The following is a 22689-nucleotide window of genomic DNA, read 5'->3' as shown; positions in this document are numbered from 1 at the left end:
CTATTCGCTCCGTGCAAACTGGTCGAGCAGGCGCACGCCGAAGCCGGTCATGCCTTTGGGCACGAGCGAGGTAGCCTTCTCCGAACGGTTGACCCCGGCGATGTCGAGATGCGCCCACGGCGTCGCCTCGTCGACGAAGAAGCCGATGAAATGCGCGCCCAGGCTTGCGCCCGGACCCTGTCCGGTCGCCGAGTTGCGAATGTCGGCGATGTCCGACTTCATCCGTTCGGCATAATCCTTGTGGAGCGGCAGGCGCCACAATTCCTCGCCGCTCGCAGTGCCGGCGGCGGTCAGACGCGCCGCGAGCGCATCGTCGCGCGCGAACAGTCCCGCATAGCTGTTGTCGAGCGCGCCGACGACCGCGCCGGTGAGCGTTGCGATGTTGACGATTGCCTTGGGTTTGTAGGCCTTGGCGACATATTCATTGGCATCGGCGAGGACGAGGCGGCCTTCGGCGTCGGCGTTGACCATCTCGATCGTCTTGCCCGACATGGTGCGAGTGACGTCGCCCGGCCGCTGCGCATTGCCGTCGGGCATATTCTCGGCCAGCGCGGCGACGCCGACGACGTGCACCGGCGCGCGCGACTTGGCGAGCGAGACGACCGCACCCATCGCCGACGCGGCACCCGACATGTCGCCCTTCATATTGCCCATCCCGGCACCGGGCTTGAGCGACAGGCCGCCCGAATCGAAGGTGATGCCCTTGCCGACGAAGGCGGTCGGCGCATCGGGCGAACCCGCCCCGCGATAGCGTACCAGCAGCAGTCGCGATCCGCGCGGGCTGCCCTGGCCGACGCCGACGATCGTTCCCATGCCCAGCTTGCGCATCGCGGCTTCGTCGAGCACTTCGATGCTGACGCCCGCGACGCCGGCGACGGCTTTGCGCACTTCGGTCACGAAGGTTTCGGGGTAGATGACGTTCGCGGGCTCGTTAGCGAGGTCGCGCGACAGGCGGACCCCGTCGGCCAGCGGTTTCCAGCGATTGGCGAAGGCAGTCTCCGCGCCCGACGGATTGGCGCCGATGAAGGTCACGGCGCCGGTCGCCGGCGTTTTTTTGCCGACCGTCTGATAGCGGTCGAACCGATATTGGCCGAGCGCAAAGCCGTAAGCGACGTCGGCGGCATTCGCATCGCCATAAGCGCCCGCGACAACCACCGGCTGCGCTTCGCTCTTGAGCTCCTGTGCCGCTTTTCCGCCCGCTTCGGCGAGCGCGAGCGAGGAGGGCGCTGCGCCCGCGCCGACAAGCAGGATGCGCGGATGCGCGCCAATACCGCGCAGCGACAGCGTCGAGCCGGCCTTGCCGTCGAAACTCGCCGCCGCGATCGCAGCGGTAATCGCCTGCCTTTCGCCGGCACCGAGCGTCACGCCGTCGAGCGGCGGCAGCGCTGCGTCGGTCATGACGATGGCAAGCGCAGCGCCCGCGGGAGCGCTCGCAGCAAAGCCGATCGCGCGTTCGGCGCTGTTGCCGGCGGTTGCCGGAACGACGCCCGATCCGGCAATCGTCTGGGCCATCGCGGCGGGAGTGACGGCGAGCGACAGGCAGGCGGAAAGGAGCAGGCTTTTCATGCGCATGTTTGGATATTCCCCGTTGTTCAATAACCTGACCCCTGCATAGCGGCGTAGCGCTCGCCCGCAAATCCGCCTCGACGAACGACAGCTGCTTGCCATCGGACGACATGCCCGCCACATAGCGCTGCGGGCGAGCCGCCGAAGAGGACCAGACATGTTGCGACGGATTTTGCTCGGTTTCCTGCTGCTGCTGGTGATCACCGCCGCATCGCTCGCGCTCTGGGAGCCGCTGACCGCGGAGGCCCCTGCGGCGCCGGCGTTTAAGCCAACCGATGTCCGCATCGCGCGCGACAGGTTCGGCGTCCCGCATATCTTTGGCAAGACCGACGCCGATGTCGCCTATGGGGTCGCCTACGCCCACGCCGAAGATGATTTTCCGACGCTTCAGGAGGTGCTTGCGATGACACGCGGCCGCGCCGGGGCGATGCTCGGCGAGGACGGCGCGAAGGTCGATTATGCCGAAGCCTTGCTCGACGTCCGCGCGACGACCAAACGCGACTGGCCGCGCTTGCCTGCCGATGTGAAGGCGCTGTTCACCGCCTATGCGGCGGGGCTCAACCATTATGCCGACAAGCATCCGGGTGAGGTGCGCCTGTCGGGACTGTTCCCGGTGACCGGCGAAGATGTCGTCGCGGGGTTCGTGCTGCGCTCGCCCTTCTTCTTCGGGCTCGATTCGGTGCTCGGCCAGCTTGTCGAGGGCAAGGATATGTACCGCGAAGGCGGCCCCGCGCTCGATGCGACGGGCAAGCTGGTCCCGCGCGATCTGACGCCGGTCGGCCGCGATCCCGCCGACAATGGATCGAACGGCATGGCGGTGGCGCCGGCCCGTTCGACCGACGGCGCGACGCGGCTCGTCTCCAACTCGCACCAGCCGTGGACGGGCGGCGTCGCATGGTACGAACTGGTCGTCCATTCGGAAGAGGGATGGGACTTCGCCGGCGCGAACTTTCCCGGATCGCCCTATCCCTTCCTCGGGCACAATAAATATCTTGGCTGGACCAACACGGTGAACCGGCCCGACCTGATCGACGTCTACAAGCTGACCCTCGACGACGGCGGCAAGAACTATCGTTTCGATGGCGCGTGGCGGCCGCTCGAGGAAAAGCGCATCTGGCTGAGGGTAAAGGTCGGCCCGTTCGTGCTGCCGGTGCCGCGCACCGTCTATCGCTCGATCCACGGCCCGGTGGTGAAGAATGAAAAGGGCGCCTTCGCGATCCGCTACGCGGGGATCGACCAGGCGAATATGGTCACCCAATATTACCGGCTGAACAAGGCGAAGAGCTTCGCCGAATGGCGCGCGGCGATGGCGGGGCAGGGCGTGCCCGCGACCAATTTCATCTACGCCGATGCCAAGGGCAATATCGGGCTTTTCTATAACGCGATGTTCCCCGACCGGCAGCCGGGGTTCAACTGGCGCGGCGTGCTGCCCGGCGATACCTCGGCCGACCTGTGGACCAAGACGCTCCCGTTCGACCGCGTACCCGCGCTGGTCAATCCGCGCTCGGGCTATGTGATGAACGCGAACAACACGCCATGGGTCGCGGCGGGGCCGGGCGACGAACTCGATGCCGCGGCCTTTTCGCCGCTGCTGGGGGTCGAGGATGACATGACCAATCGCGCAGTGCGGCTGATCGAGCTGTTCGAGGCATCGGGGCAGATCGACGAAGCGCGGCTGAAGGCGATCAAATACGACACCGCCTATGCGAAGACGGGCTATGCGAAGGCGTGGATGGACCGGCTGCTCGCGCTCGATACGAAGGGCGATCCCGCGCTCGCGCAGGCGCAGAAGCTGCTGCGCCAATGGGACTGGAATCTCGATGGCAAGGGGAAGGGTGATGCGCTGGCGCTGATGGTGCTGCGCCCTGCGAACGGCAGCCACTACCAGCGCCGCGCCGAACCCGACCCGCGCACCGTTCTGAAAGACGTCGTCGCGCACCTGCAGGATCACTTCGACGGACTCGATCCCAAGCTCGGGACGGTGCTGCGGCTCCGCCACGGCGAGGGGGCGAACCGTGTCGACTTGCCGCTCGACGGTGGCAACGACACCGTGCGTGCGTCGACATTGTGGGACGCCGAACCCGACGGGCGGCTGAAGGTCCGCCACGGCGACAGCTTCATCATGTTCGTCACCTGGGACCGGGACGGCCGGGTCCGGTCGGAGTCGATCCAGCCGTTCGGGGCTGCGACGACGCGGCCCGGCAACCCGCACTATAATGATCAGGCGCCGTTGTTTGTCGCGCACAAGCTGAAACCCGTCTTGTTCGATCCGGCGGCGCTCAAGGCCAGCGGGGCGCGATTCTATCGGCCTTGAAAGCCGCGAAACGCTGTCCTAAACCATTGATACAGTGCCGTCCGGCACCCCCGCTTTCGACAGGCTGTCCGTGCCTGCACGCTTTCAAGAGGATATCCATGCCCCGTTTCCATCGCTTCGCCCTTGCCTTGGCGGTCACGACCTCGCTCGTCGCCGCGGGTCCCGCCCTCGCCAAAGCGAAAGCCGGCGAAGCTGCGCCGATCGCCGACCTGGTGAAGGCGGTCGATATTCCGTACCAGGCGTTCACGCTCGACAATGGCCTGCGCGTGATCGTGCACGAGGACCGCAAGGCCCCCGTCGTCGCGGTGTCGGTGTGGTACCGGGTCGGGTCGAAACACGAGCCCAAGGGCAAGACGGGCTTCGCGCACCTCTTCGAACATCTGATGTTCAACGGGTCGGAAAATTCGCCCGGCGATTTCTTCGAGCCGCTGCAACAGGTCGGCGCGACCGACAGCAACGGAACGACCAACGTCGACCGCACCAACTATTTCGAAACCGTGCCGACGGGCGCGCTCGACCGCGCGCTGTTCCTCGAAAGCGACCGCATGGGGCATCTGCTCGGCGCGGTGACGCAGGAAAAGCTCGATAACCAGCGCGGCGTCGTCCAGAACGAAAAGCGCCAGGGCGACAACAATCCCTATGGCCTGCTGCGCTACGAGATCTTCGAAAATCTCTTCCCGACGGGTCACCCCTATCACCACAGCACGATCGGTTCGATGGGCGACCTCAACTCGGCAAGCCTCGCCGACGTGAAGAAGTGGTTCACCGACAATTACGGCCCGAACAATGCCGTGCTGGTGCTGGCGGGCGACGTCGATGTCGCCACTGCAAAGGCCAAGGTCCAGGAATGGTTCGGCGACATCCCCCGCGGCCCGGCAGTGCAGATGCCCGCCGTTCCCGTCCCGACGCTACCCGCGCCGCTCGCGAAGGAAGTCAAGGACCTCGTCCCGACGACGCGCATCTACCGCATGTGGGCGATCCCCGGCCTCAACGATCCCGAAGCGGTACCGCTCCAGATGGCGATGAGCGTGCTCGGCGGGCTGTCGTCGTCGCGGCTGGACAATGCGTTGGTGCGCAAGGACCCCGTCGCCGTCAGCGTATCGGCGGTGGCGCAGCCGTTCGAGGACGCGGGCATCCTGCTCGTCCAGGCCGATGTGAAGCCGGGCGTCGAACCCGCGACCGTCGCCAAGCGGCTCGACGAGGAAATCGCCAGCTTCCTTGCGAGCGGTCCGACCGCCGACGAATTGCAGCGCACCGCGGCGAGCTATCTGGCGGGCACGATCGCGGGACTCGAATCGGTGGGCGGTTTCGGCGGCAAGGCGGTGACGCTGGCCGAGGGCGCGCTCTATTCGAACAATCCCGCTTATTACAAGGTCGAGCTCGACCGGATGGCGAAGGCGACCCCCGAGCAGGTCAAGGCGGTCGCCGACAAGTGGCTCTCGCGCCCGGCCTTTTCGCTGACCTACACCCCCGGTGAGCGCACCGAGGGTGGCGAAAATCGCGGCGGTGCCGTGACGGGCGGCAAGGTGACCGCGCCGGTCCAGCCCGATCGTTACTGGAACGAAGCGCTCGGTGACGTCGGCCCTGACACGGGCGGCGCATCGTCGTTCGCCGACCGTTCGCAGCTGCCGGCGGTCGCGGACCTCAAGGCTCTCGACTTTCCCGCGATCGAACGCGCCAAGCTCAAAAATGGCGTCGAGGTCGTTTTTGCGCGCCGCTCGACGGTGCCGACGGTCAATGTCGCGGTCAGCTTCGACGCGGGCTACGCCGCCGATCCGCACAGCGCGCTCGGCACCCAGTCGCTGATGCTCAGCCTGATGGACGAAGGCACGACGAGCCTCGATTCGATCGCCTTTGCGGAAGCGAAGGAGCGGCTCGGCGCGCAGATCGACGCGACGGCCAACGCCGACGAGACGGTGTTCAGCCTGTTCGCGCTCAAACCCAATCTTCGTGCCTCGCTCGGCCTGCTCGCCGATTACATCCGCAACCCGGCGTTCGACGGCAAGGAATTGGAGCGCGTGCGCGCGCAGCAGCTCAACCGGCTCAAGGCCGAGCTCAACAATCCGAACGCCATCGCCTCGCGCATATTGGCGCCGGTGCTGTATGGCGCGGATCATCCCTATGGCATTCCGCCATCGGGACTGGGCGATGCGAAGTCGGTCACGGCAGCGACGCGCGACCAGCTTGCGGCCTTCCACGCGGCGTGGATTCGCCCCGACAATGCGCGCGTATTCGTCGTCGGCGACACGACGCTCGCCGAAGTGAAAAAGCAGCTCGACGCGACGCTGGGCCAATGGAAGGCGCCGGCGACCGCGAAGCCGGTCAAGCATTTCGACATCGCGATCCCGGCGCCGAAGCCGCGTATCCTCTTGTTCGACCGGCCCAAGTCGCCGCAGTCGGTGATCCTCGCGGGCAAGGTGCTCGCTGCCAAGGGCGGCGACGAGCTCGAAGTGCTGCGCTCGGCGAACGATATCTTCGGCGGCAATTTCCTGTCGCGGTTCAACACGAATTTGCGTGAAACGAAGGGCTGGTCCTATGGCGTGCGCAGCCGCATTTCGGGCGACCAGGATCGGCTGACCTGGGTCGCGGCGGCACCGGTGCAGGCCGACCGCACGGGCGATTCGATCAAGGAGCTGCGGAGCGATCTCAAGGGCTTCCTCGGCGACAAGGGCGTGACGAAGGAAGAGCTCGAGCGTACGATCAACGGCAGCGTCCGCGAACTGCCCGGCAGCTTCGAGACCTCGGGCGACGTGCTCGGGGGGCTCCGCCAGATCGTCAAGTTCGGCCGTCCCGACAATTATTATGAAACGCTGCCGGCAACCTATGAAGCGATGACCGCCGCCGAAATCGACGCTGCGGCGCGTAAGGCGCTCAGTACCGACGATCTCGTTTATGTTGTCGTTGGCGATGCTGCGGTGGTGAAACCGCAGCTTGACGGACTGGGCCTGCCTGTGGAAACGGTGTCCCTGTCTAACTAACATCAGTTTCAGTAAGGAGAGCCCCAATGTCCCAAGTCGATGGCAGCTATGATTGCGTCACCAAGTCGCCGATGGGCGACCAGAAGTCGGTGTTCACCGTGAACAGCGACGGCGGCAGCTTCACCGGCCAGAACGCCGGCGCGATGGGTTCGCTCGATGTCGAAAATGGCAAGGTCGACGGCAACAAGCTGACCTGGACCATGAACATGAAGGTGCCGATGCCGATGACGCTCGAATGCGAAGCGACGATCGACGGCGATGCGCTGACCGGCACGATCAAGGCCGGTGCGTTCGGTTCGATGGCGATGACCGGCACCCGTCAGGGCTGAGCTACGCCTTAAGACAAGCGAAGGGCCGTCCGCTCCTCAAAGGGGGCGGGCGGCCCTTTTGCTTTGCATAGCAATGCCCTTGGCCATGAGGGGCTATCCAAAGCGGCGGGTTAGGCGCATAGGCTGCTGCCATGCACAAACCGGCCCAATCCCCCCAACGGAGCCTGCCGGGCGCCCGTGAAATGGTCGTCATGATGGCGATGGTGATGGCGCTCAACGCCCTCGCCATCGATTCGATGCTGCCCGCGCTGCCCGCGATCGGCCAGACGCTGGGTGTCACGGTGGCCAATGATCGCCAGCACGTCATTTCGATTTACCTGCTCGGTATCGGCTTTGGCTCGCTGCTTTACGGCCCGCTGTCGGATCGTTTCGGGCGCAAGGGGGTGCTCGTCCCTGCGCTGTTCGCCTATCTGGCGCTGTCGATAGGCTGCGGCCTCGCGACCAGCTTTACCATGTTGCTCGTGCTCCGCTTCATCCACGGGCTGGTCAGCGCCGCGCTCGGCGTCATCGTCGTCGCGGTGATCCGCGACCTGTTCGCGGGCGACGCGATGGCAAAGCGGCTGTCGCTGATCTTCCTTGTCTTCATGATCGTGCCGATCATCGCGCCGACGATCGGCGCAGGGATTGCGGCGGTCGCGGGCTGGCGTGCGATTTTCATCGTGCTGGCGGTGATGTCGATCGTGATGCTGCTCTGGCTTCGCAGGCTCCCCGAAACGCTCGATCCGGCGGACGTGCGGCCGCTCGACCTCAAGACGATGGTCGCGGGCTGGGCGACGGTGACGCGCCACCGCCGTGCGGCGGGCTATATGATCGCGTCGGGAATGATGCAGGGCGCGCTTTACGGCTATCTCAACAGCAGCGAGCAGATCATTTCCGAGGTGTTCGGCGCGCAGGCGCTGTTCCCGCTGATCTTCGCCTGTGTCGCGATCGGCATCGCGATCGCCAATTTCTCGAACGCCGCGATCGTCGAGCGTTTCGGTGCGCGGCGCGTGTCGCAATCGGCGGTCTTCGCCTTCATGGCGACGTCGATCCTGCAGATCGTCGCGGCACTGAGCGGCGCCGAGACTTTGTGGATGTTCACCGCGCTGATGATGGTCAATGTCGGGCTTGTCGGTTTCATCGGGAGCAATTTCGGCTCGATCGCGATGGAGGATTTCGGCCATATGGCGGGCGTCGCTTCCTCGTATCAGAGCTTTGCCAAGACGCTGCTCGCCGCGACCGTCGGCGCGGCGATCGGACAGCAATATGACGGGTCGACGCTGCCGCTGGCCTATGCCTTCCTGATCAGCGCCGTCGTCGGTCTTGCCCTCGTCTTCTGGGCCGAACGCGGCAAGCTGTTCACCCGGCCGGGAACCGCACCGAAAAGCCCCTACTGACAAAGAAAAGGGGCCGTCCCGGCATTTGCCCGGACGGCCCCTTTCTTATCTTTGGCTGATGGCCTCAGTTGATCGGAGCGTGCGGCTCCAGATCATCCTCGTGCACCTCGACAACCCCGCGGCCGAGATGGCTGCGGCTGCGGCTGTAGAGATAATAGAAGACCAGTCCGATAGCCCCCCAGATCGGCAGCACGAGCATCGCATCGAGCGGCAGGTTGAGGAACAGGAAGATCGTGCCCGCAATGGTCAGCGGGCCGACCAGCCACAGCGCCGGCGTGGTGAAAGCGCGCGGCTGGTTCGGCGCGGTCTTGCGCAGGATCATCACCGCGACGGCGACCATCATGAACGCATAGAGCGTACCGGCGTTGGCGATGTCGGCCAGCTTGCCGACCGGCAGGAAGGCGGCGGCGATCGCGACCGCGACGCCCGTGATCGCGGTGATGACGTGCGGCGTTTTCCACTTCGGGTGGACCTTGCTCCACGATTCGGGGAGCAGGCCGTCGCGGCTCATCACGAAGGCGACGCGGGTCTGGCCGAACAGCAGGATCAGGATCACCGACGGCAGCGCGACGAAGGCGGCGATGCCCAGCATGTTGCCGACACCCGACCAGCCGATCTGACGCAGCACATGTGCCAGCGCTTCGTTCGAGCAGACGAGCGGCAGCTGGTCGGCGGCGAAGGTGGCGCACTGACGCGCCAGTTCTTCCGAACCCGCGGGGAAGGGCACGCCGTTCGGCCCCATGATCGGCTGGCCGCCGACGGTGCCGATCGCGCCTGCCGCGACCAGAATATAGAAGACGGTGCAGAACAGCAGCGAGCCGATCAGGCCGATCGGCACGTTGCGCTGCGGATTCTTGGTTTCCTCCGCCGCGGTCGAGACCGCATCGAAGCCGACATAGGCGAAGAAGATGGTTGCGGCGGCGCCGACAGCACCGATGCCCGATCCGAAGCCGCCGAAAACGCCGGCGGGCAGGAAGGGGTTGAACTTGTCGGTGGAGAAATAGTCGCTGGGCAAGGTCAGCACGATGAAGGCGGTGAGCGCGGTGACCTTGATCGCGACGAGGATTGCGTTGACGCGTGCACTCTCGGTGGTGCCGATCATCAGCAGCCAGGTGATCAGCAGGGCGATGAAAACGGCCGGCAGGTTGATGAAGCCGCCCTCGATTCCGCCGAGCGCCAGCGGCGCGCCAGCGAGATAGGATGGCAATTGTATCCCGAGGAACTCGTTCAGGATCGTTCCTGTGAAATAGCCGGACCACCCGACCGACACCGCCGACGCTGCGACCGCATATTCGAGGACAAGGGCCCATCCGACTGTCCAGGCGAGGACTTCGCCCATGGTCGCATAGGTATAGGTGTAGGCGGAGCCTGCGACCGGGATCATCGCGGCGATCTCGGCATAGCAGAGCGCGGCGACGATGCAGATCAGTCCGGCGATCGCGAAGGCAAGCATCAGGCCGGGGCCGGCTTTTTGCGCCCCGGCAGAGGTTAGCACGAAAATGCCGGTGCCGATGACGCAACCGATCCCGAATAGTGTCAGCTGAAATGCACCGAGCGTTCGGTGCAGCGACTTTTTCTCGGCAGTGGCCAAGATGGCGTCGAGCGGTTTGACGCGACCAAATATCATCCAATATTCCCCTTTGGGGCCCAGTGCGGGCCTTCTCATGGCGGGGTAGACTAGCCGCTCCGTGCGTCAGCGCAACTTAATTTCACGGGGCGAGCGCAGCTTTCGTCGTGTGAGCGTGGCTTTACCGTACGGTAAAGCGCACGCGGTCGATCATTCGCCCGCCCGGATCGACGAGTGCGAGCATGTGGCTGCCGGGGCGCGGTAATATCTGCTGGCCGGCGTCGGCGTCTCCGAGCGGTTTTTTGTCGAGGATCAGGCGGTATCCGGTCACCGATCCGCTGACCGTGACGGCCAAGCGCTGGCGGTCGATCGGGATGTCGGGGTCGAGCGCATAGACGCTGCCGCTGACCGGGCTGGTGATGCGCGGGCGGCGCGCGGCTTGCGGTGCAGCTGCCATTTCGTTCTGCGCGGTGCCGGCGAGGAAATATTCGCGGCGCGGCGGTTCGCGGGTGCCGGGGAGTGCGATCTGCCGCGCTTCGACGCCGTCGGGCATCGTCGGCGGCTTGCCGGGGTTGCCCGCGTGGAGCGCGAGCATCACGTCGCGCCAGACGGGGGCGGCGCCCGAAGTGCCCGACACCGCGCGCATCGAATCGCCTTCGAGATTGCCGACCCAGACCGCGACGGTGAAGCGGTCGGACCAGCCGATGCACCAATTATCGCGCATGCCCTTCGAGGTTCCCGTCTTTGCGGCGGCCCAGAAGGGCAGGCGGAGCGCGCTGTCGGCGCCGAAGGCGTCGGTGCGGGCCGAGGCGTCGGCAAGGATGTCGCCGACGATGAAGGCGGCGGCGGGGTTGACGATCTGGCGGGGAACTTCTCGATCGTTGCGCATATCGCCGAAGTGGACCGGGGACCATTTTCCGGAATTTGCGAATGTTCTGAAGGCGTTGGCTTGTTCGACGAGCGAAACCTCGGCCGAGCCGAGGGCGAGCGAGAATCCGTAATATTCGCCGTCCTCGACGAGGCCGTGGTAGCCCAGGGTCCAGAGGCGGTCGCGGAACTGCTGGACGTCATCGATCACGAGCGCGCGGACGGCGGGGACGTTGAGCGAGCTGGCAAGCGCATGGCGGACGCTGACCGGCCCCTTGAAGCTGTGGTCGTAATTTTTCGGGACATAGAGGCCCGAGGCGGTGTCGAGCTGGACCGGGCTGTCGTCGAGGATCGAGGCGGCGGTGAGCCAGCCATGCTCGATCACCTGTGCATAGAGATGCGGCTTCAAGGTCGAGCCCGCCTGCCGCCGGGCGTTGGCGCCGTCGACCGACGCCGCGGTCGATTTGAGGCCGACGCCGCCGACATAGGCGAGCACTTCGCCGGTGGCATTGTCGAGCACGACGACCGCGCCGTCGCGGACGCGGTCGGAGCCGAGTCCGGCGAGCTGGCGGCGCAGCGCGATGATCGCGGCGGTCTGGATGCGGCGGTCGATGGTGGTTTTGACGCGCTTGCCGGGCTGATCGAGCAGGCGGACGGCAAGGTGCGGCGCGAGCGCGGGGTCGAAGCGCGCGGCTTGCTCGCCCGAGACGAGCGTTGCGGCGGCGGCGCGGATCGCGGTGCAATCCTTTGCCTGCGCGACGCGGCACGCACGGCGGCCGAGCGCCTCGGCGCCCGCAGCGGGGTTGGGGAGAAGCCCAGCTAAGAGCGCCGCGTCGGTGCGGTTCATCTCGGCGGGCGTCTTGCCGAACAGGCTTTGCGCACCCGCACCGATCCCCTGCGCTTCGCCGCGCAGCGGGACGAGGTTGAAATAGGCCTCGAGCATTTCCTCGTGCGACCAGTCGGCGGCGAGCGCCTGTGCCGCGCGCATCTGGCGGATCTTCTTGCGCCAGTCGCGCTGGCCGGGCTGCGCAAGCGTGGGATCGAGAAAGGCGGCAAGCTGCATCGGCAGCGTCGAGGCGCCGCGCGAGCGCCCGCCGGCCCCGCCTAATGAGAGGCGGGTACGCGCCGCGCTCGCGATCGCGAGCCAGTCGACCCCGCCGTGCGACCAGAAGCGGCGGTCCTCGTTCCGGACGACGGCGTCGCGGACGGCGGGACTGATGTCGTCCAATGGCACCCAGGCGAGGCGGCGGCGCTCGAAATTGACGCGCTCGCTGTCGAGGAGCTGGCCGTCGCGGTCGTAGAGCCAGGCCTCGCTGGCTTTCCAGCCGGCGCGCACCTTCTCATATTCCGGCATCGCGGGCGGGCGGGTGAAAAGATGCGCGATGGTGACGAGGACGAGCGCCGCGAGCGCGGCCCACGCGAGAGCGTCACGCCAGCTGCGTTTGCGGGATGAATCCATCGTCTAAATTAGCGCGTGCTCCCGCGAAGGCGGGAGCCCATCTCCGGCCGGTGCGAGTTTGAACCCACCGGAGATGGGTCCCCGCCTTCGCGGGGACACATGGATAGAGTGGCGCGCGCGCGTGAAGCCATTACGACCCCACGCTCGCCACCGTCAGCGGCGCGTTCGGCCACTGGCCGCGGATCGCGGGCGAATACATCGCCTCGACGCGCGTCGGCGGCAGGGTGAAGCGGCCCGACCCGTTGAGGCGAACGACATATTCGACCGCGTGGGTGCCCGCGGGCATCCAGCCGAAATAGCCGCGCCAGCTGTCCTTGCCGCGTTCGACATAGCTCGGCTGCGCGCCCGATCCGCCGGCCTGCTGTGCGAGCATTTCGGACTGACCGCCGAGGTTGCCGACGATCGTCGCGCCGGGCGCGACCGGATCGTTGATCACGACCCACGTCCGCCCTGCGGCCGCGACGACCTCGATCCGCACCTTGATCACGTCGCCGCGCGTCAGCCGGTCCTTGTTCGCCGCCTTGACGATGCTGACCGAACGCTTGATCCGGTAACCCGCGTTGAGCGGTTCCTTCAATGGCACCGCCGCCTTGACGCTGACGGTCGCCCACGGCGTGCCGGTGCCTTCGTGGCTCAGGCTCATCGTCGCGGCATTGAGCGCGACGCGGAGCGGCGAGACTGGCTCGGCGGGAAGCGGCCAGCTTTGCGAGGCGGTGGCGCCCGCGAGGCTGACATTGGTGACGCCGGTGATCGCGCTCGCGGGATACAGCTCGGCGAAGCGGCGGACGGTGACCGCGCCCCATGCGTTGGCGGGGGTGGTGTCCCAATGGCCCTTGCGCTGGCGCTGCGCGACGCCGACCATCAGCTTGCCCGCGTCATCCTCCCAGCCCTTGCGGCCGAGGACGGCTTCGAGAGCCTTGATCGCCATTTCGTCGCCGCTCGTCATCATCCACCACGGCGCTTTCGCATCGTCGACGAGGTCGAGGCGCGTGCCTTCGTAGACGAGGCGCTTCCTGAGTTCGGCTTCGGCCGCGGTGCGCAGCGCGGGGGCGTTCCGCACCCCCGGCGTCTTTTCGAGCGCGACGAGCCAGTCGGCGAGCGTGCCGGTCGCCATGTCGATCGGCGCGACGTCGATCGCCGCGACGAGGCTGGCGCTCGACGCATTGTTGCGCGCGAGTGCCGCCAAGGCCGCAATGCGGACGGGGCGGATGTCCCACGGGCCATAGCCCTTGCGCGTCAGCCGTCCTTCGACGACCGCCTGCAAGGCTTTCACCATCTTCGCTTTGGACGCCTCGGGGATCGCGAAGCCGTTCGCCGCGGTCACGTTCATGACATAGGCGGTGAGTTCGATCGATCCGGTGAGATTCTCGTTCGGCCAGTAGCGGAGCAGCCCGTCGTCATCGAGATAGGTCGGCATCGCGCCCGCGAGCGCCTGCCACCGCCCGACGTCGCCGAGCGCCACCGCGCGCGACGTCTGCTGTTCGAAACAGGTATAGGGATAGGCCGCCATATAGTCGCGCACCCCGGTGAGCGGCGGCGCGAGCGTGCCCGCGAGCGCGATATCGACATAGCCGCCGGGCAGCGCGCCCGCCGGAATCGCGATCGGCAGCGTCGTCGCGGGGCCGACGCGGAACAGGCTGGCGGCCCAGGTTTCGACCGGCACCGCGGGTTCGACGACCTGTTCGAAGACGAGGCGGTCGCGCGCCTTGCCGCCCTTTGCGACCGCATCGACGGTCCATTGGATGGGACCGGTTTGTTCGGGGGCGGTCATCGACCAGCTGATCGGCACCGCGCCGCCCGCCGGAATGGTGACGGTGAGCGGGGGCGCGGTCGCGACGGCGGGCGACAGCGTCGGGGTCGCGGTGACCTCCATCGGCTGGTCGGTGCCGTTGCGCAGCGTGAAGCGCGCATCATAGGTGTCGCCGGTGCGTACCAGTTCGGGCATGCCGGCGAAGACGCCGAGATCCTGTACGGTGCGGACGCTCGTCTCGCCGGTGCCGAAATATTGCGAGCCGTCGGTGGCGATCGCGACGAGGCGGAAGCCCGACAGATTGTCGCTGAGCGGTACGTCGACCATCGCGCGGCCCTTGCTGTCGAGCGGGACATTGCCTTTCCACAGCAGGACGGGGCGGAAGTCCTCGCGCGTCAGGCCCGACAGGTCGCCGCCGCCGCCGCCGCCGGGTTCGAGCGCCTTGCGGCCGTAATGCCGCTTGCCAACAACCTGCATCTGCGCGGTCGAGGTGAGTACGTCGAGCGTGCGTTCGCCCATCATCGCGTCGATGACCTGCCAGCTTTCGTTGGGCGCGAGCTGGAGCAGCGCCTCGTCGACCGCGGCGAAAGCGACGTCGGCGTTTTTGGGCGCCTTGCCGTCGGGGGTCTTGACCTCGATCGCGACCTTCGCGGTTTCGCGGACCGAATATTTCGCCTTGTCGGCCTTCACCTTCACGCCGAGCTGATGGCCTTCCCAGCCGACCTTGATGCGCGCGATGCCCATGCGGTAGCTCGGTTTGGCAAGGTCGACCAATGCCGTGGGCGGGGCGGCTTCGCTATTCTCGATCTTGAAGCCGACCGCGCGTTTCATCTGGCGGAACCAGCTTTCGCCGCCGGTTACACGCCCGCGCACCGCCATGACCGAGACATAGACGTCGGGCGCATAAGTGGCGGGCAGCTTGACCTGCACGACGGGGTTGGTGCCCTTGAGCGGCACGACGAAGCTCGACAGCACGCCCTCGCGTTCGACGGTGACGAGCGCGGTTGCTTCGCGGAACGGCATGCGGACCTGGAAGCGGGCGGTGTCGCCCGCCGCGTAGCGCGGCTTTTCGGCGATCACGTCCATGCGGTCGCCATTGTCGCCGCCGAACCACCAGTCATTGTCGCCCGCGAGCCAGACCGAGCGCACCGCGCGCGCTTCGTTGCCGTCGGCATCCTGCGCCGTCGCGACGACGGTGACTTCGCCCGAGACGCCGGGTGCCATCGCGCAGCTCGCGCGGCCAAGCTTGTCGGTCGTCGCGCTGCACGTCGCGTCGAGGCGCGTCGTGCGCATCTGGTTGTCATAGGCGTAGAAGCCGCCGATCAGGCGGCGCCGCGCGGTAATGATTTCGCGGTTATAGAGTGCGACCTGCACGCGCTGGCCGGCGATCGGCTTGCCGTCGAGGTCGAGCGCGATGAAGTTAAGGCGCAGGTCGTTGTCGCGCATCAGCCAGCCGTCGGTCTTGAGCCCGAGCCGGACGGCCGACGGATAGAGGGTGATGCGGCGGCTCGACGTCAGCGTTTCGCCATTCGCATCCTCATAGTCCATTTCGGCGGCCATCAGCGTCGGTTCGGTGATCGGCTGGTCGACCGTGACATTGGTCGTCGCGGCGCCATTGGCGTCGAGTTTCAGCGGCACCGAGCGCGCGAGCGGCAGTTCGGCCGACGGTTCGTCGCCGCTGTCGTCGAGCTGGACGACGCCTTCCTTCACCGGCTGGCCGTCGAAATCCCAATCCTTATAATCCTCGGGCGGCGACCAGCTCGCGCGGAAATTGGTGCGCAGTTCGACCGGAATGTTCGGCGCGGGGCCGCCCGAGAGATAGCCGACGAACAGGTTGAGCGGGACGGCAGCGGGGCGCACGAGCGCGGTCTTCGGTCCGGTGATCGTCGCCTTCATCGTCGGCAGGCGATATTCGTCGACCTTGACCGACTGGCCCGACCAGATCGTCTTGTCCTCGCCGTCCATGTCCTTGGTGACGAAGACGAGTTCATAATCGCCCATCGGCGCCGAGGCGGGGACGTTCCAAACGGACTCGCCGCTGCCGCTCGCGGGAATCGCGAAGGGCATTTCGAATTCGGTGTCCGAACCGCGGTGGACGAGGCGCAGTTTGCCCGCGAGCGCCTCGGGGGTGCGGAAGCCCAAGCCAACGGGGCGGCGCAGGATATGCTTCATATGCACCGTCTCGCCCGCTTTCACGAGCGCGCGGTCGAAGATGGTGTGGAGGATGTCGCTCCGTTCCGACCAGCCATAGGGGAGGTCGAAATCATAGGGGCGGATGCCGCTGCCCCAGTCGGTGAGGGTGAAGCTGAAATCGTCGCCCGAGCGCGCGCTGACCATCAGCGCATGGCCTTCGCTGCTCGCCGGATCCGCATCGTCGCGGCAACTCGAATAGGTTTCGGGCTGCGGCAAGCCGCCCGCGAAGGCGAGGCGGCCCGCCTTGTCGGCGGTGCCGCGCGCGAGCAGGCGCCCGGTGCAGCTGTCGGTGACGCGGATTTCGGCGCCCGAAACGGGGAGGCCGCTATTGAGCGACGTCACCCACGCGAGCGAGCCTTCGCGGCCCCATTTGAAATGCACCGCCATATTGGTGACGAGCGCGGCGGTCGCGACGTAACGCGTCGATTTGCGGCCGAGGAGTGCGGCGCCGAGTTCGGGGCTCGCGATCTCGACGACGTGGAAGCCCTTTTCGGCGAGCGGGATGCCGACGACTTCGAATTCCTTGCCGCCCGCGGCGGGCGCGAGCTGCATGTTCCGGCGCTCGCCGCCCGACGGCGCGCCGTCGAACACCGATTTGGTGCCGGTGTAATTGACCGTGACCTCCTTGCCGGCCGCGTTCTTTTCCTCGCGATAGTCGGTGTCGTCGGCGTCGGCGACGCGTTTCAGCCAGCGCGCGATCGCGGCATCGTCGTTGCCGACCTTGAGCGTCGCGGCGGGCATTTTGAGGTTCGACTGGACGAGGCTGCTTTCGACCCCGCGCACGGTGACGGGCAGCACGCCGCCCTCGCCCGCTTCGAGGATGCCGAATTCGGCGGCGAATTTGACCAACGGCGGGGCGCGGTCGATGTGGAATTTCAGCGGGAAGTTCGACTGATTCTGCAGCTTGCGGCCGCTCTGGTCGGTGACGTCGGCGGGGAGGACGAGCGTTGCGTCGACATTTTGCGGCAGCGGGCCGGTGAAGCGGACGCTTGTCAGCCAGGCGTCGTTGCGGTCATCGTCGTCGATCTTGGGCGTCAATTTCCTGCCGTCGGCGGTGTTGAGCGTCGCGGCGAGGATCGTTTCGCGCGATACGGGCGACGCGAAGCTCAGTGTCACATCCTTGATCGGGTTGCAGCCCGCCTGCGGATTGATGCGGCTGCACGACATTTTCGCGGTGAAGGCGGGGCGCACATCATGGTCGAAACGCTGGTCGCGCCCGGCGGTGCGACCGGGGACGCCCGCCTGCGAAATGCGCGCGTCCCAGACCAGTGCCATTTCGCGGCCCGGGGGCAGCGGGCGGCGGCATTTGACGGGGACGATGCGGTCGAGCGCGGCCTCGCGGTCGGCGCCCGCGGCGGGGAAGCGCTGCGGCAGGCCCGCGTCGTAGGTGAAGGACTGGCGCGACCAGTTGTTGTCGCCGAGCCCGGTCAATATCTGCGTCGCGGTGTCGCGCGGCAGGACGTCGACGGGGATCTTCTCGCCGATGCCGTCGACCGCGCAATAGGCGAAGCGGCCGACCGAGGCGCGGTCGGCAGCGACGTTGGTCGCGACGAGGAAGACCTGATCCTCCTCGATATCGCCGTCCATCCCGCCCGCGAGCACGGCGCGCGCCGAGGGGCCGCCGGTGTCGAGCGCGAAGCGGCTGTTGCCCGCGACCGAGACGCCGCGCGCGGTCTTGAGCCCGTCGCGCAGCTCGACATGGCACGCGAGCCCGCCGGGGAGCGCACGCTCGAATTCGAGCACCCAGGTGCGCGTGTCGACCCAGCGGGACGACGACGGGAGTTTGCAGTCGTTCGTGGCAGGGGCAGGGGCGCGGGGATCGCCGAGCGGCACCATGTCTTCCGAAAAGCGCAGCGTGAAGCGCGTGATCGTGCCGTCGCCGGTGCCCGAGCTGCCGGGAGTCGCGAGCGTGACCTGCGGAACGGTGTCGGCGGCGGTCGCGGCCATCGCGAGGGTCAGGGGCAGGACCAGCGCCAGTTTTGCCTTGCCGGCCAATGCCGTAGCGAGCGCGCGCCATCCCTTGCCCATCGTCAACTCCCCGTTTCGGTCCGAACGCTATCCTGCTGGAAACAGGGGACAGAGTCCACCCGTCGCCGCATATCGCCCACGGTTAATCGCGCCTGGAGAAATTGCTGTGACCGCCGTCATAGACAGCGGCGGGATTCAGCGTGCGAGCATCGGTCCGAGGGGCTGTCCCGCGAAAATATGGACGTGGAGGTGCGGGATTTCCTGATGGCTGTCGAGGCCGACGTTGGCGAGCAGGCGGTAGCCGGGCGCGACGAGGCCCTGATCGCGCGCGACCTTGCCCACCGCGCGGACGAAGCCTGCGATTTCGGCGTCGCTGCCGCGCTCCGAAAAATCGTCCCAGCTCACATAGGGGCCCTTGGGGATCACGAGGATGTGCAAGGGCGCCTGCGGATTGATGTCGTGGAAGGCGAGCGCGAATTCGTCCTCGTAGACGGTCTTCGACGGCAGTTCGCCGCGCAGGATACGCGCGAAGATATTGGTCTCGTCATAGGGGAGGGTGGCGTCGATCGGCATGGGAGAAACTCCGGTTACTGGCGGCTGGCTTTTTCGGCGTGGCCCGAGGTACCGTGGCGGCGGTCGAGTTCGGCGGCGATCATGTCCCACGCGAGGCCGCGTGTCGCGAGCAGGATCGAGAGGTGGAAGACGAGATCGCTTGCTTCGCCGACAAGCGCGGCATCGTCCTCGCTGACCGCGGCGATGACGGTTTCGACGGCTTCCTCGCCGAGCTTCTGCGCGACTTTGCCGCGGCCTTTCGCCGCGAGGCTCGCGACATAGGAGGCCTCGGCCTCGCCCGCGGCGAGCCGGTCGTGGATGACCGCCTCGAGCCGCCCCAGCGTTTCGCCCATTGCCTTGCTCATCGCGCGATCCTTTTGTCCCGATCCTTCGCGAGCGTGCCTAGCCGCGACATGCCGCCGCGACAAGCGGGCGGCGGCCCTTCGAAAAATTACCGCGGCGTAAACCATATCGAAACGCACGCCGCCTAGATTCCGAGACGCCGGGGGGCGAGACAGTTTTTAAATCGGACGAAGATTATGAAAATGGACACCACCCCCACGGTGTTTCTGGCCGCAACGGCCTCGGTGATTGCGCTGGCGGCGAGCCCGGCGATGGCGCAGGCGAGCGACGAGATCGTCGTCACCGGATCACGCATCGCGAAGAGCGAATTCACCAGCGCCGACCCGATCCAGGTCATCGACCCTGAAAATGCGAAATTGCAGGGGCAGGTCCAGCTTGCCGATGTGCTGCAGCAGGTCCCGGCGGCGCAGGGATCGATCCAGATCACCTCGGCGATCTCGAACCGTTTCGTCGCCAACGGCGGTAACGATGTGCAGACGGTGTCGCTGCGCGGGCTCGGTGCCGAGCGGACGCTGGTGCTGATCAACGGCCGCCGCGCCGGCCCGGCGGGAATCCGCGGATCGGTCGCGCCGTTCGACCTCAATGTGCTGCCGCTGTCGGTGGTGCGGCAGGTCGAGATACTCAAGACCGGCGCATCGTCGATCTATGGCTCCGATGCCGTAGCAGGCGTGGTCAACATCCTGACCCGCGACGACCTCGACGGGTTCGAAGGCGGCGGCTTCTCGTCGATCACCGAGCATGGCGGCGGCGAGAGCTATGGCGTCGATGCGAGTTTCGGGAAGAAATTCGACCGCGGCCATCTCTTTGCGACGGTCGATTATTTCCGCCAGCAGAATCTCACCCGCCGCGATCGCGGCTTCCTCTTCTGTTCCGAGGAATATCTGAAGCGCGAGGCCGATGGCAGCCGCGCCGATATCGTCGATTTCCGCACCGGGCGCCCGGCGTGCAGCAGCACGCAGGCGAACATGATCGTGTTCAGCGATTTTTCGGGGGTCGACCAGAACGGCTTTCCGACCTTTGGTCCCGGGCTGATCGCGCCGAACGGGCAGGCGATCTTCGCCGGCCAATATGGCAATGAATTTGCGGGCGTCGGCATTCCGATCAATGCGTATAATCCGATCGGCGTGGCCGGGCCGGCCAATTTCTACGGGGTCAATTTCGATGGCCCGTCGACCGGCGCGCTCAACCAGTTCGAGCCGGTCGAACAGGATTCGGACGTCTTTTCGGACGTACGCCGCGTGAGTGCCTTTATCGAGGGCGCCTATGACGTGACCGACGGCATCACCGCCTATGGCGAATTCCTGTTCAGCAACCGCAAGTCGCATAACAATGGCTTCCAGCGCATCGAGCTCCAGCAGTTCACCGGCGCGTCGATGCTGCCTTTTTTCCTGTGCGATCCGACCGCCTATAATTGCGACCCGAATGACCTCGGCGATCCGCTCAACGGCGAGTTTGCGGGCAATCTCATCCTGCGCCCGCGCGTGCTGGTGAAAACCGAAAGCGCGGCCGACGTCGATTATTATCGCGGCGTGTTCGGGCTGCGTGGCGAATTTGGCGGCGGGTGGAAGTGGGACGTCCACGGCCAGCACAGCCGCTCGGACGCGAGCTATACACAGGACGTAATCTATCAGGACGCCATCGCGTCGCAGACCTTGCGTACACGCTCGTGCGCCGGAACGACGACCGCGATCCGCGGCGTGCCGTGCATCGATATCGACTTTACCGATCCGCGCGTGCTGCGCGGCGATTTCACGCCGGCAGAGCGGGCCTTCCTGACGGGACGCGAAACGGGGCGCACCTTGTTCAAGCAGACCTCGGCCGAGGCGCTGCTGACCGGCAAATTGTTCAATCTTCCGGCGGGATCGGTCGGCGTCGCGGTCGGCGCGAATATCCGACGCGACGAAATCAACGATACGCCGGGCGAGGCGACCCTGGCCGGCAATGTCGCCAATTTCACGACCTCGGGCATCACCGCGGGCCGCACCGTGTCGAAGGAGCTCTTCGGCGAAATCGAAGTGCCGCTGCTCGAAGGCGTGCCGATGGTCGAGCGGCTGACGCTGTCGGGCGCGGCGCGCTATACGCATGTCGAGGCGACGCGCCGCGACGGGGCGAGCGACAAGTTCAGCGACACGACGTGGAAGGTCGGCGCCGACTGGGCGGTCACTGACTGGCTGCGTTTCCGCGGAACCTGGGGGACCTCGTTCCGCGCGCCCGCGCTGTTCGAACTTTTCCTTGAAAACCAGACGGGCTTCCTCGGCCAGCAGGCGATCGATCCGTGCGTCCAGACCGCGGCAAGGCTCGCGGCGGGCGCGATCAGCCAGCGCATCTTCGACAATTGCGCGGCCGACGGAATCGCGCCGAACTATGCCGGCGGGATCGGTCCCGCGACGATCGTGTCGGGGGGCGGGATCGGCCAGCTCAGGCCCGAAACCTCGACGGCGAAGACGGTGTCGATCATCCTGACCCCCGATCTGTCGGGGGCGCTATGGGGCGGGCTGAAGACGCGCCTTGCGGTCGATTATTTCGACATCAAGGTGAAAGATGAAATCACTTTGCTCGGCGCGGCGAATATCCTGCGCGGCTGTTATGATTCGGACGTCGCCGACGAACCGCTGTGCGGGCTGTTCACGCGCACCGCGACCGGTCCCGACCGGCAGAGCATCGCGAGCGTCACCGACCGTTATGTCAATATCAGCCGCCAGCGGAACCGCGGCGTCGACCTGTCGGTGGCGATCGACCAGGATCTCGGCAAGCTCGGCGCGCTCGCGTTCCGCGCGCAGATGACCTGGCAGGTCGAGGACAAGGTCGCGCTCTTCCCCGGCACCGAGGTCGACGACAATGGCAAGATCGGTAACCCGAAATGGGTCGGCGACTTCAACCTCGGCTGGATGAAGGACGGCTGGACGCTGTTCTACGGGCTCGACGTTACCGGCGCAGCGTCGAACATGAAGGACCTGCTTCGCGCGCAGGGCGGCGATGCGTGCCGCACCTCGGGCTTCCGCCCCGGCGGGCGTTTCTGCCCCGACGTCAGCGTGCCCGCGACCTTCTATCATTCGCTGTCGCTGAGCCGCGATGTTGCCGAACGCTTTCGCATCACGCTGGGGGTCGCGAACCTGTTCGACACCCCGCCGCCGCGCGTATCGACGGTGGTCGCCGCGACGCCGCCGGTGATCGGGCAGGCGCCGGCGTTCGGGACGCAATATGATTATCTGGGGCGGCGCTTCTTCCTGAGCGTGCGCGGGAAGATTTGATGGCCGGTTTGGGGTGGGTGGGGAGCGGACGTTGCAGTGATGAACTGATTTCCCCTCTCGCTTGCGGGAGGGGCAGCGAGGCTTGCGAACTTGTTCGTTAGCCGCAGCGGGGTGGGCCTGATCGTAACGTGGCTGCCCACCCCCGACCCCTCCCGC

11 protein-coding genes are annotated in these 22689 nt (G+C 66.5%); 5 read left to right on the top strand and 6 right to left on the bottom strand.

What is annotated here, in order from left to right; all coding sequences use genetic code 11:
• Complete coding sequence (locus tag VGN62_RS17290; RefSeq protein WP_327456170.1) at positions 1-1566, bottom strand: leucyl aminopeptidase; 1566 nt, start codon at positions 1564-1566, stop codon at positions 1-3.
• Positions 1567-1723: 157 nt separating this feature from the next.
• Between VGN62_RS17290 and VGN62_RS17285 the strand changes: the two genes are divergently transcribed.
• From VGN62_RS17285 to VGN62_RS17270, 4 genes are all read left to right on the top strand, one after another.
• Positions 1724-3880, top strand: a complete 2157-nt coding sequence (locus VGN62_RS17285) for an acylase (RefSeq protein ID WP_327456168.1) — start codon at positions 1724-1726, stop codon at positions 3878-3880.
• A gap of 98 nt (positions 3881-3978) precedes the next feature.
• Complete coding sequence (locus VGN62_RS17280) at positions 3979-6858, top strand: pitrilysin family protein (RefSeq protein WP_327456166.1); 2880 nt, start codon at positions 3979-3981, stop codon at positions 6856-6858.
• 26 nt (positions 6859-6884) lie between these two features.
• The gene (locus VGN62_RS17275) at positions 6885-7187 is read left to right on the top strand and encodes a hypothetical protein (RefSeq protein ID WP_192647182.1); all 303 of its coding nucleotides are present in this window, start codon (positions 6885-6887) and stop codon (positions 7185-7187) included.
• Positions 7188-7318: 131 nt separating this feature from the next.
• The gene (locus tag VGN62_RS17270; RefSeq protein WP_327456163.1) at positions 7319-8563 is read left to right on the top strand and encodes a multidrug effflux MFS transporter; all 1245 of its coding nucleotides are present in this window, start codon (positions 7319-7321) and stop codon (positions 8561-8563) included.
• 64 nt (positions 8564-8627) lie between these two features.
• Here the strand turns inward: VGN62_RS17270 and VGN62_RS17265 are convergent, their stop codons facing one another.
• The 5 genes from VGN62_RS17265 to VGN62_RS17245 all read right to left on the bottom strand — a co-directional run bounded on the left by VGN62_RS17265 (position 8628) and on the right by VGN62_RS17245 (position 19284).
• Positions 8628-10190 (bottom strand): amino acid permease, encoded by a 1563-nt coding sequence (locus VGN62_RS17265; protein ID WP_327456161.1) that lies wholly within the window; start codon positions 10188-10190, stop codon positions 8628-8630.
• Between the two features lie 121 nt (positions 10191-10311).
• The gene (gene pbpC / locus VGN62_RS17260; protein ID WP_327456159.1) at positions 10312-12456 is read right to left on the bottom strand and encodes a penicillin-binding protein 1C; all 2145 of its coding nucleotides are present in this window, start codon (positions 12454-12456) and stop codon (positions 10312-10314) included.
• A 130-nt stretch (positions 12457-12586) separates the two neighbouring features.
• The gene (locus VGN62_RS17255) at positions 12587-18427 is read right to left on the bottom strand and encodes an alpha-2-macroglobulin family protein (RefSeq protein WP_327456155.1); all 5841 of its coding nucleotides are present in this window, start codon (positions 18425-18427) and stop codon (positions 12587-12589) included.
• A 135-nt stretch (positions 18428-18562) separates the two neighbouring features.
• Entirely contained in the window at positions 18563-18940 is a 378-nt protein-coding gene (locus VGN62_RS17250; protein WP_327456153.1) for a histidine triad nucleotide-binding protein, read from the bottom strand.
• A gap of 14 nt (positions 18941-18954) precedes the next feature.
• Positions 18955-19284: a phosphoribosyl-ATP diphosphatase gene (locus VGN62_RS17245; protein WP_327456151.1), complete on the bottom strand. Its 330-nt coding sequence runs from the start codon at positions 19282-19284 to the stop codon at positions 18955-18957.
• Between the two features lie 180 nt (positions 19285-19464).
• Here VGN62_RS17245 and VGN62_RS17240 point away from each other — a divergent pair, with 180 nt between their 5' ends.
• Positions 19465-22533 carry a TonB-dependent receptor domain-containing protein gene (locus VGN62_RS17240; protein ID WP_327456149.1) on the top strand — a complete coding sequence of 1023 codons (3069 nt, stop codon included), beginning with the start codon at positions 19465-19467 and terminating at the stop codon, positions 22531-22533.
• Positions 22534-22689: the final 156 nt, after the last annotated feature.

The sequence above is a fragment of the Sphingopyxis sp. genome (assembly GCF_035998905.1).
GTDB lineage: Bacteria > Pseudomonadota > Alphaproteobacteria > Sphingomonadales > Sphingomonadaceae > Sphingopyxis.
The sequence above is the reverse complement of the archived record's forward strand: the minus strand, read 5'-3'. Positions and strand labels throughout refer to the sequence as shown.

What these genes read in the sequence shown, in the direction of transcription:
- VGN62_RS17240 (WP_327456149.1), top strand. Translation starts at nt 19,465, where the DNA reads ATGGACACCACCCCCACGGTGTTTCTGGCCGCAACGGCCTCGGTGATT.
- VGN62_RS17255 (WP_327456155.1), bottom strand. Translation starts at nt 18,427, where the DNA reads ATGGGCAAGGGATGGCGCGCGCTCGCTACGGCATTGGCCGGCAAGGCA.
- VGN62_RS17290 (WP_327456170.1), bottom strand. Translation starts at nt 1,566, where the DNA reads ATGAAAAGCCTGCTCCTTTCCGCCTGCCTGTCGCTCGCCGTCACTCCC.
- pbpC (WP_327456159.1), bottom strand. Translation starts at nt 12,456, where the DNA reads ATGGATTCATCCCGCAAACGCAGCTGGCGTGACGCTCTCGCGTGGGCC.
- VGN62_RS17275 (WP_192647182.1), top strand. Translation starts at nt 6,885, where the DNA reads ATGTCCCAAGTCGATGGCAGCTATGATTGCGTCACCAAGTCGCCGATG.
- VGN62_RS17270 (WP_327456163.1), top strand. Translation starts at nt 7,319, where the DNA reads ATGCACAAACCGGCCCAATCCCCCCAACGGAGCCTGCCGGGCGCCCGT.
- VGN62_RS17280 (WP_327456166.1), top strand. Translation starts at nt 3,979, where the DNA reads ATGCCCCGTTTCCATCGCTTCGCCCTTGCCTTGGCGGTCACGACCTCG.
- VGN62_RS17265 (WP_327456161.1), bottom strand. Translation starts at nt 10,190, where the DNA reads ATGATATTTGGTCGCGTCAAACCGCTCGACGCCATCTTGGCCACTGCC.
- VGN62_RS17250 (WP_327456153.1), bottom strand. Translation starts at nt 18,940, where the DNA reads ATGCCGATCGACGCCACCCTCCCCTATGACGAGACCAATATCTTCGCG.
- VGN62_RS17245 (WP_327456151.1), bottom strand. Translation starts at nt 19,284, where the DNA reads ATGAGCAAGGCAATGGGCGAAACGCTGGGGCGGCTCGAGGCGGTCATC.
- VGN62_RS17285 (WP_327456168.1), top strand. Translation starts at nt 1,724, where the DNA reads ATGTTGCGACGGATTTTGCTCGGTTTCCTGCTGCTGCTGGTGATCACC.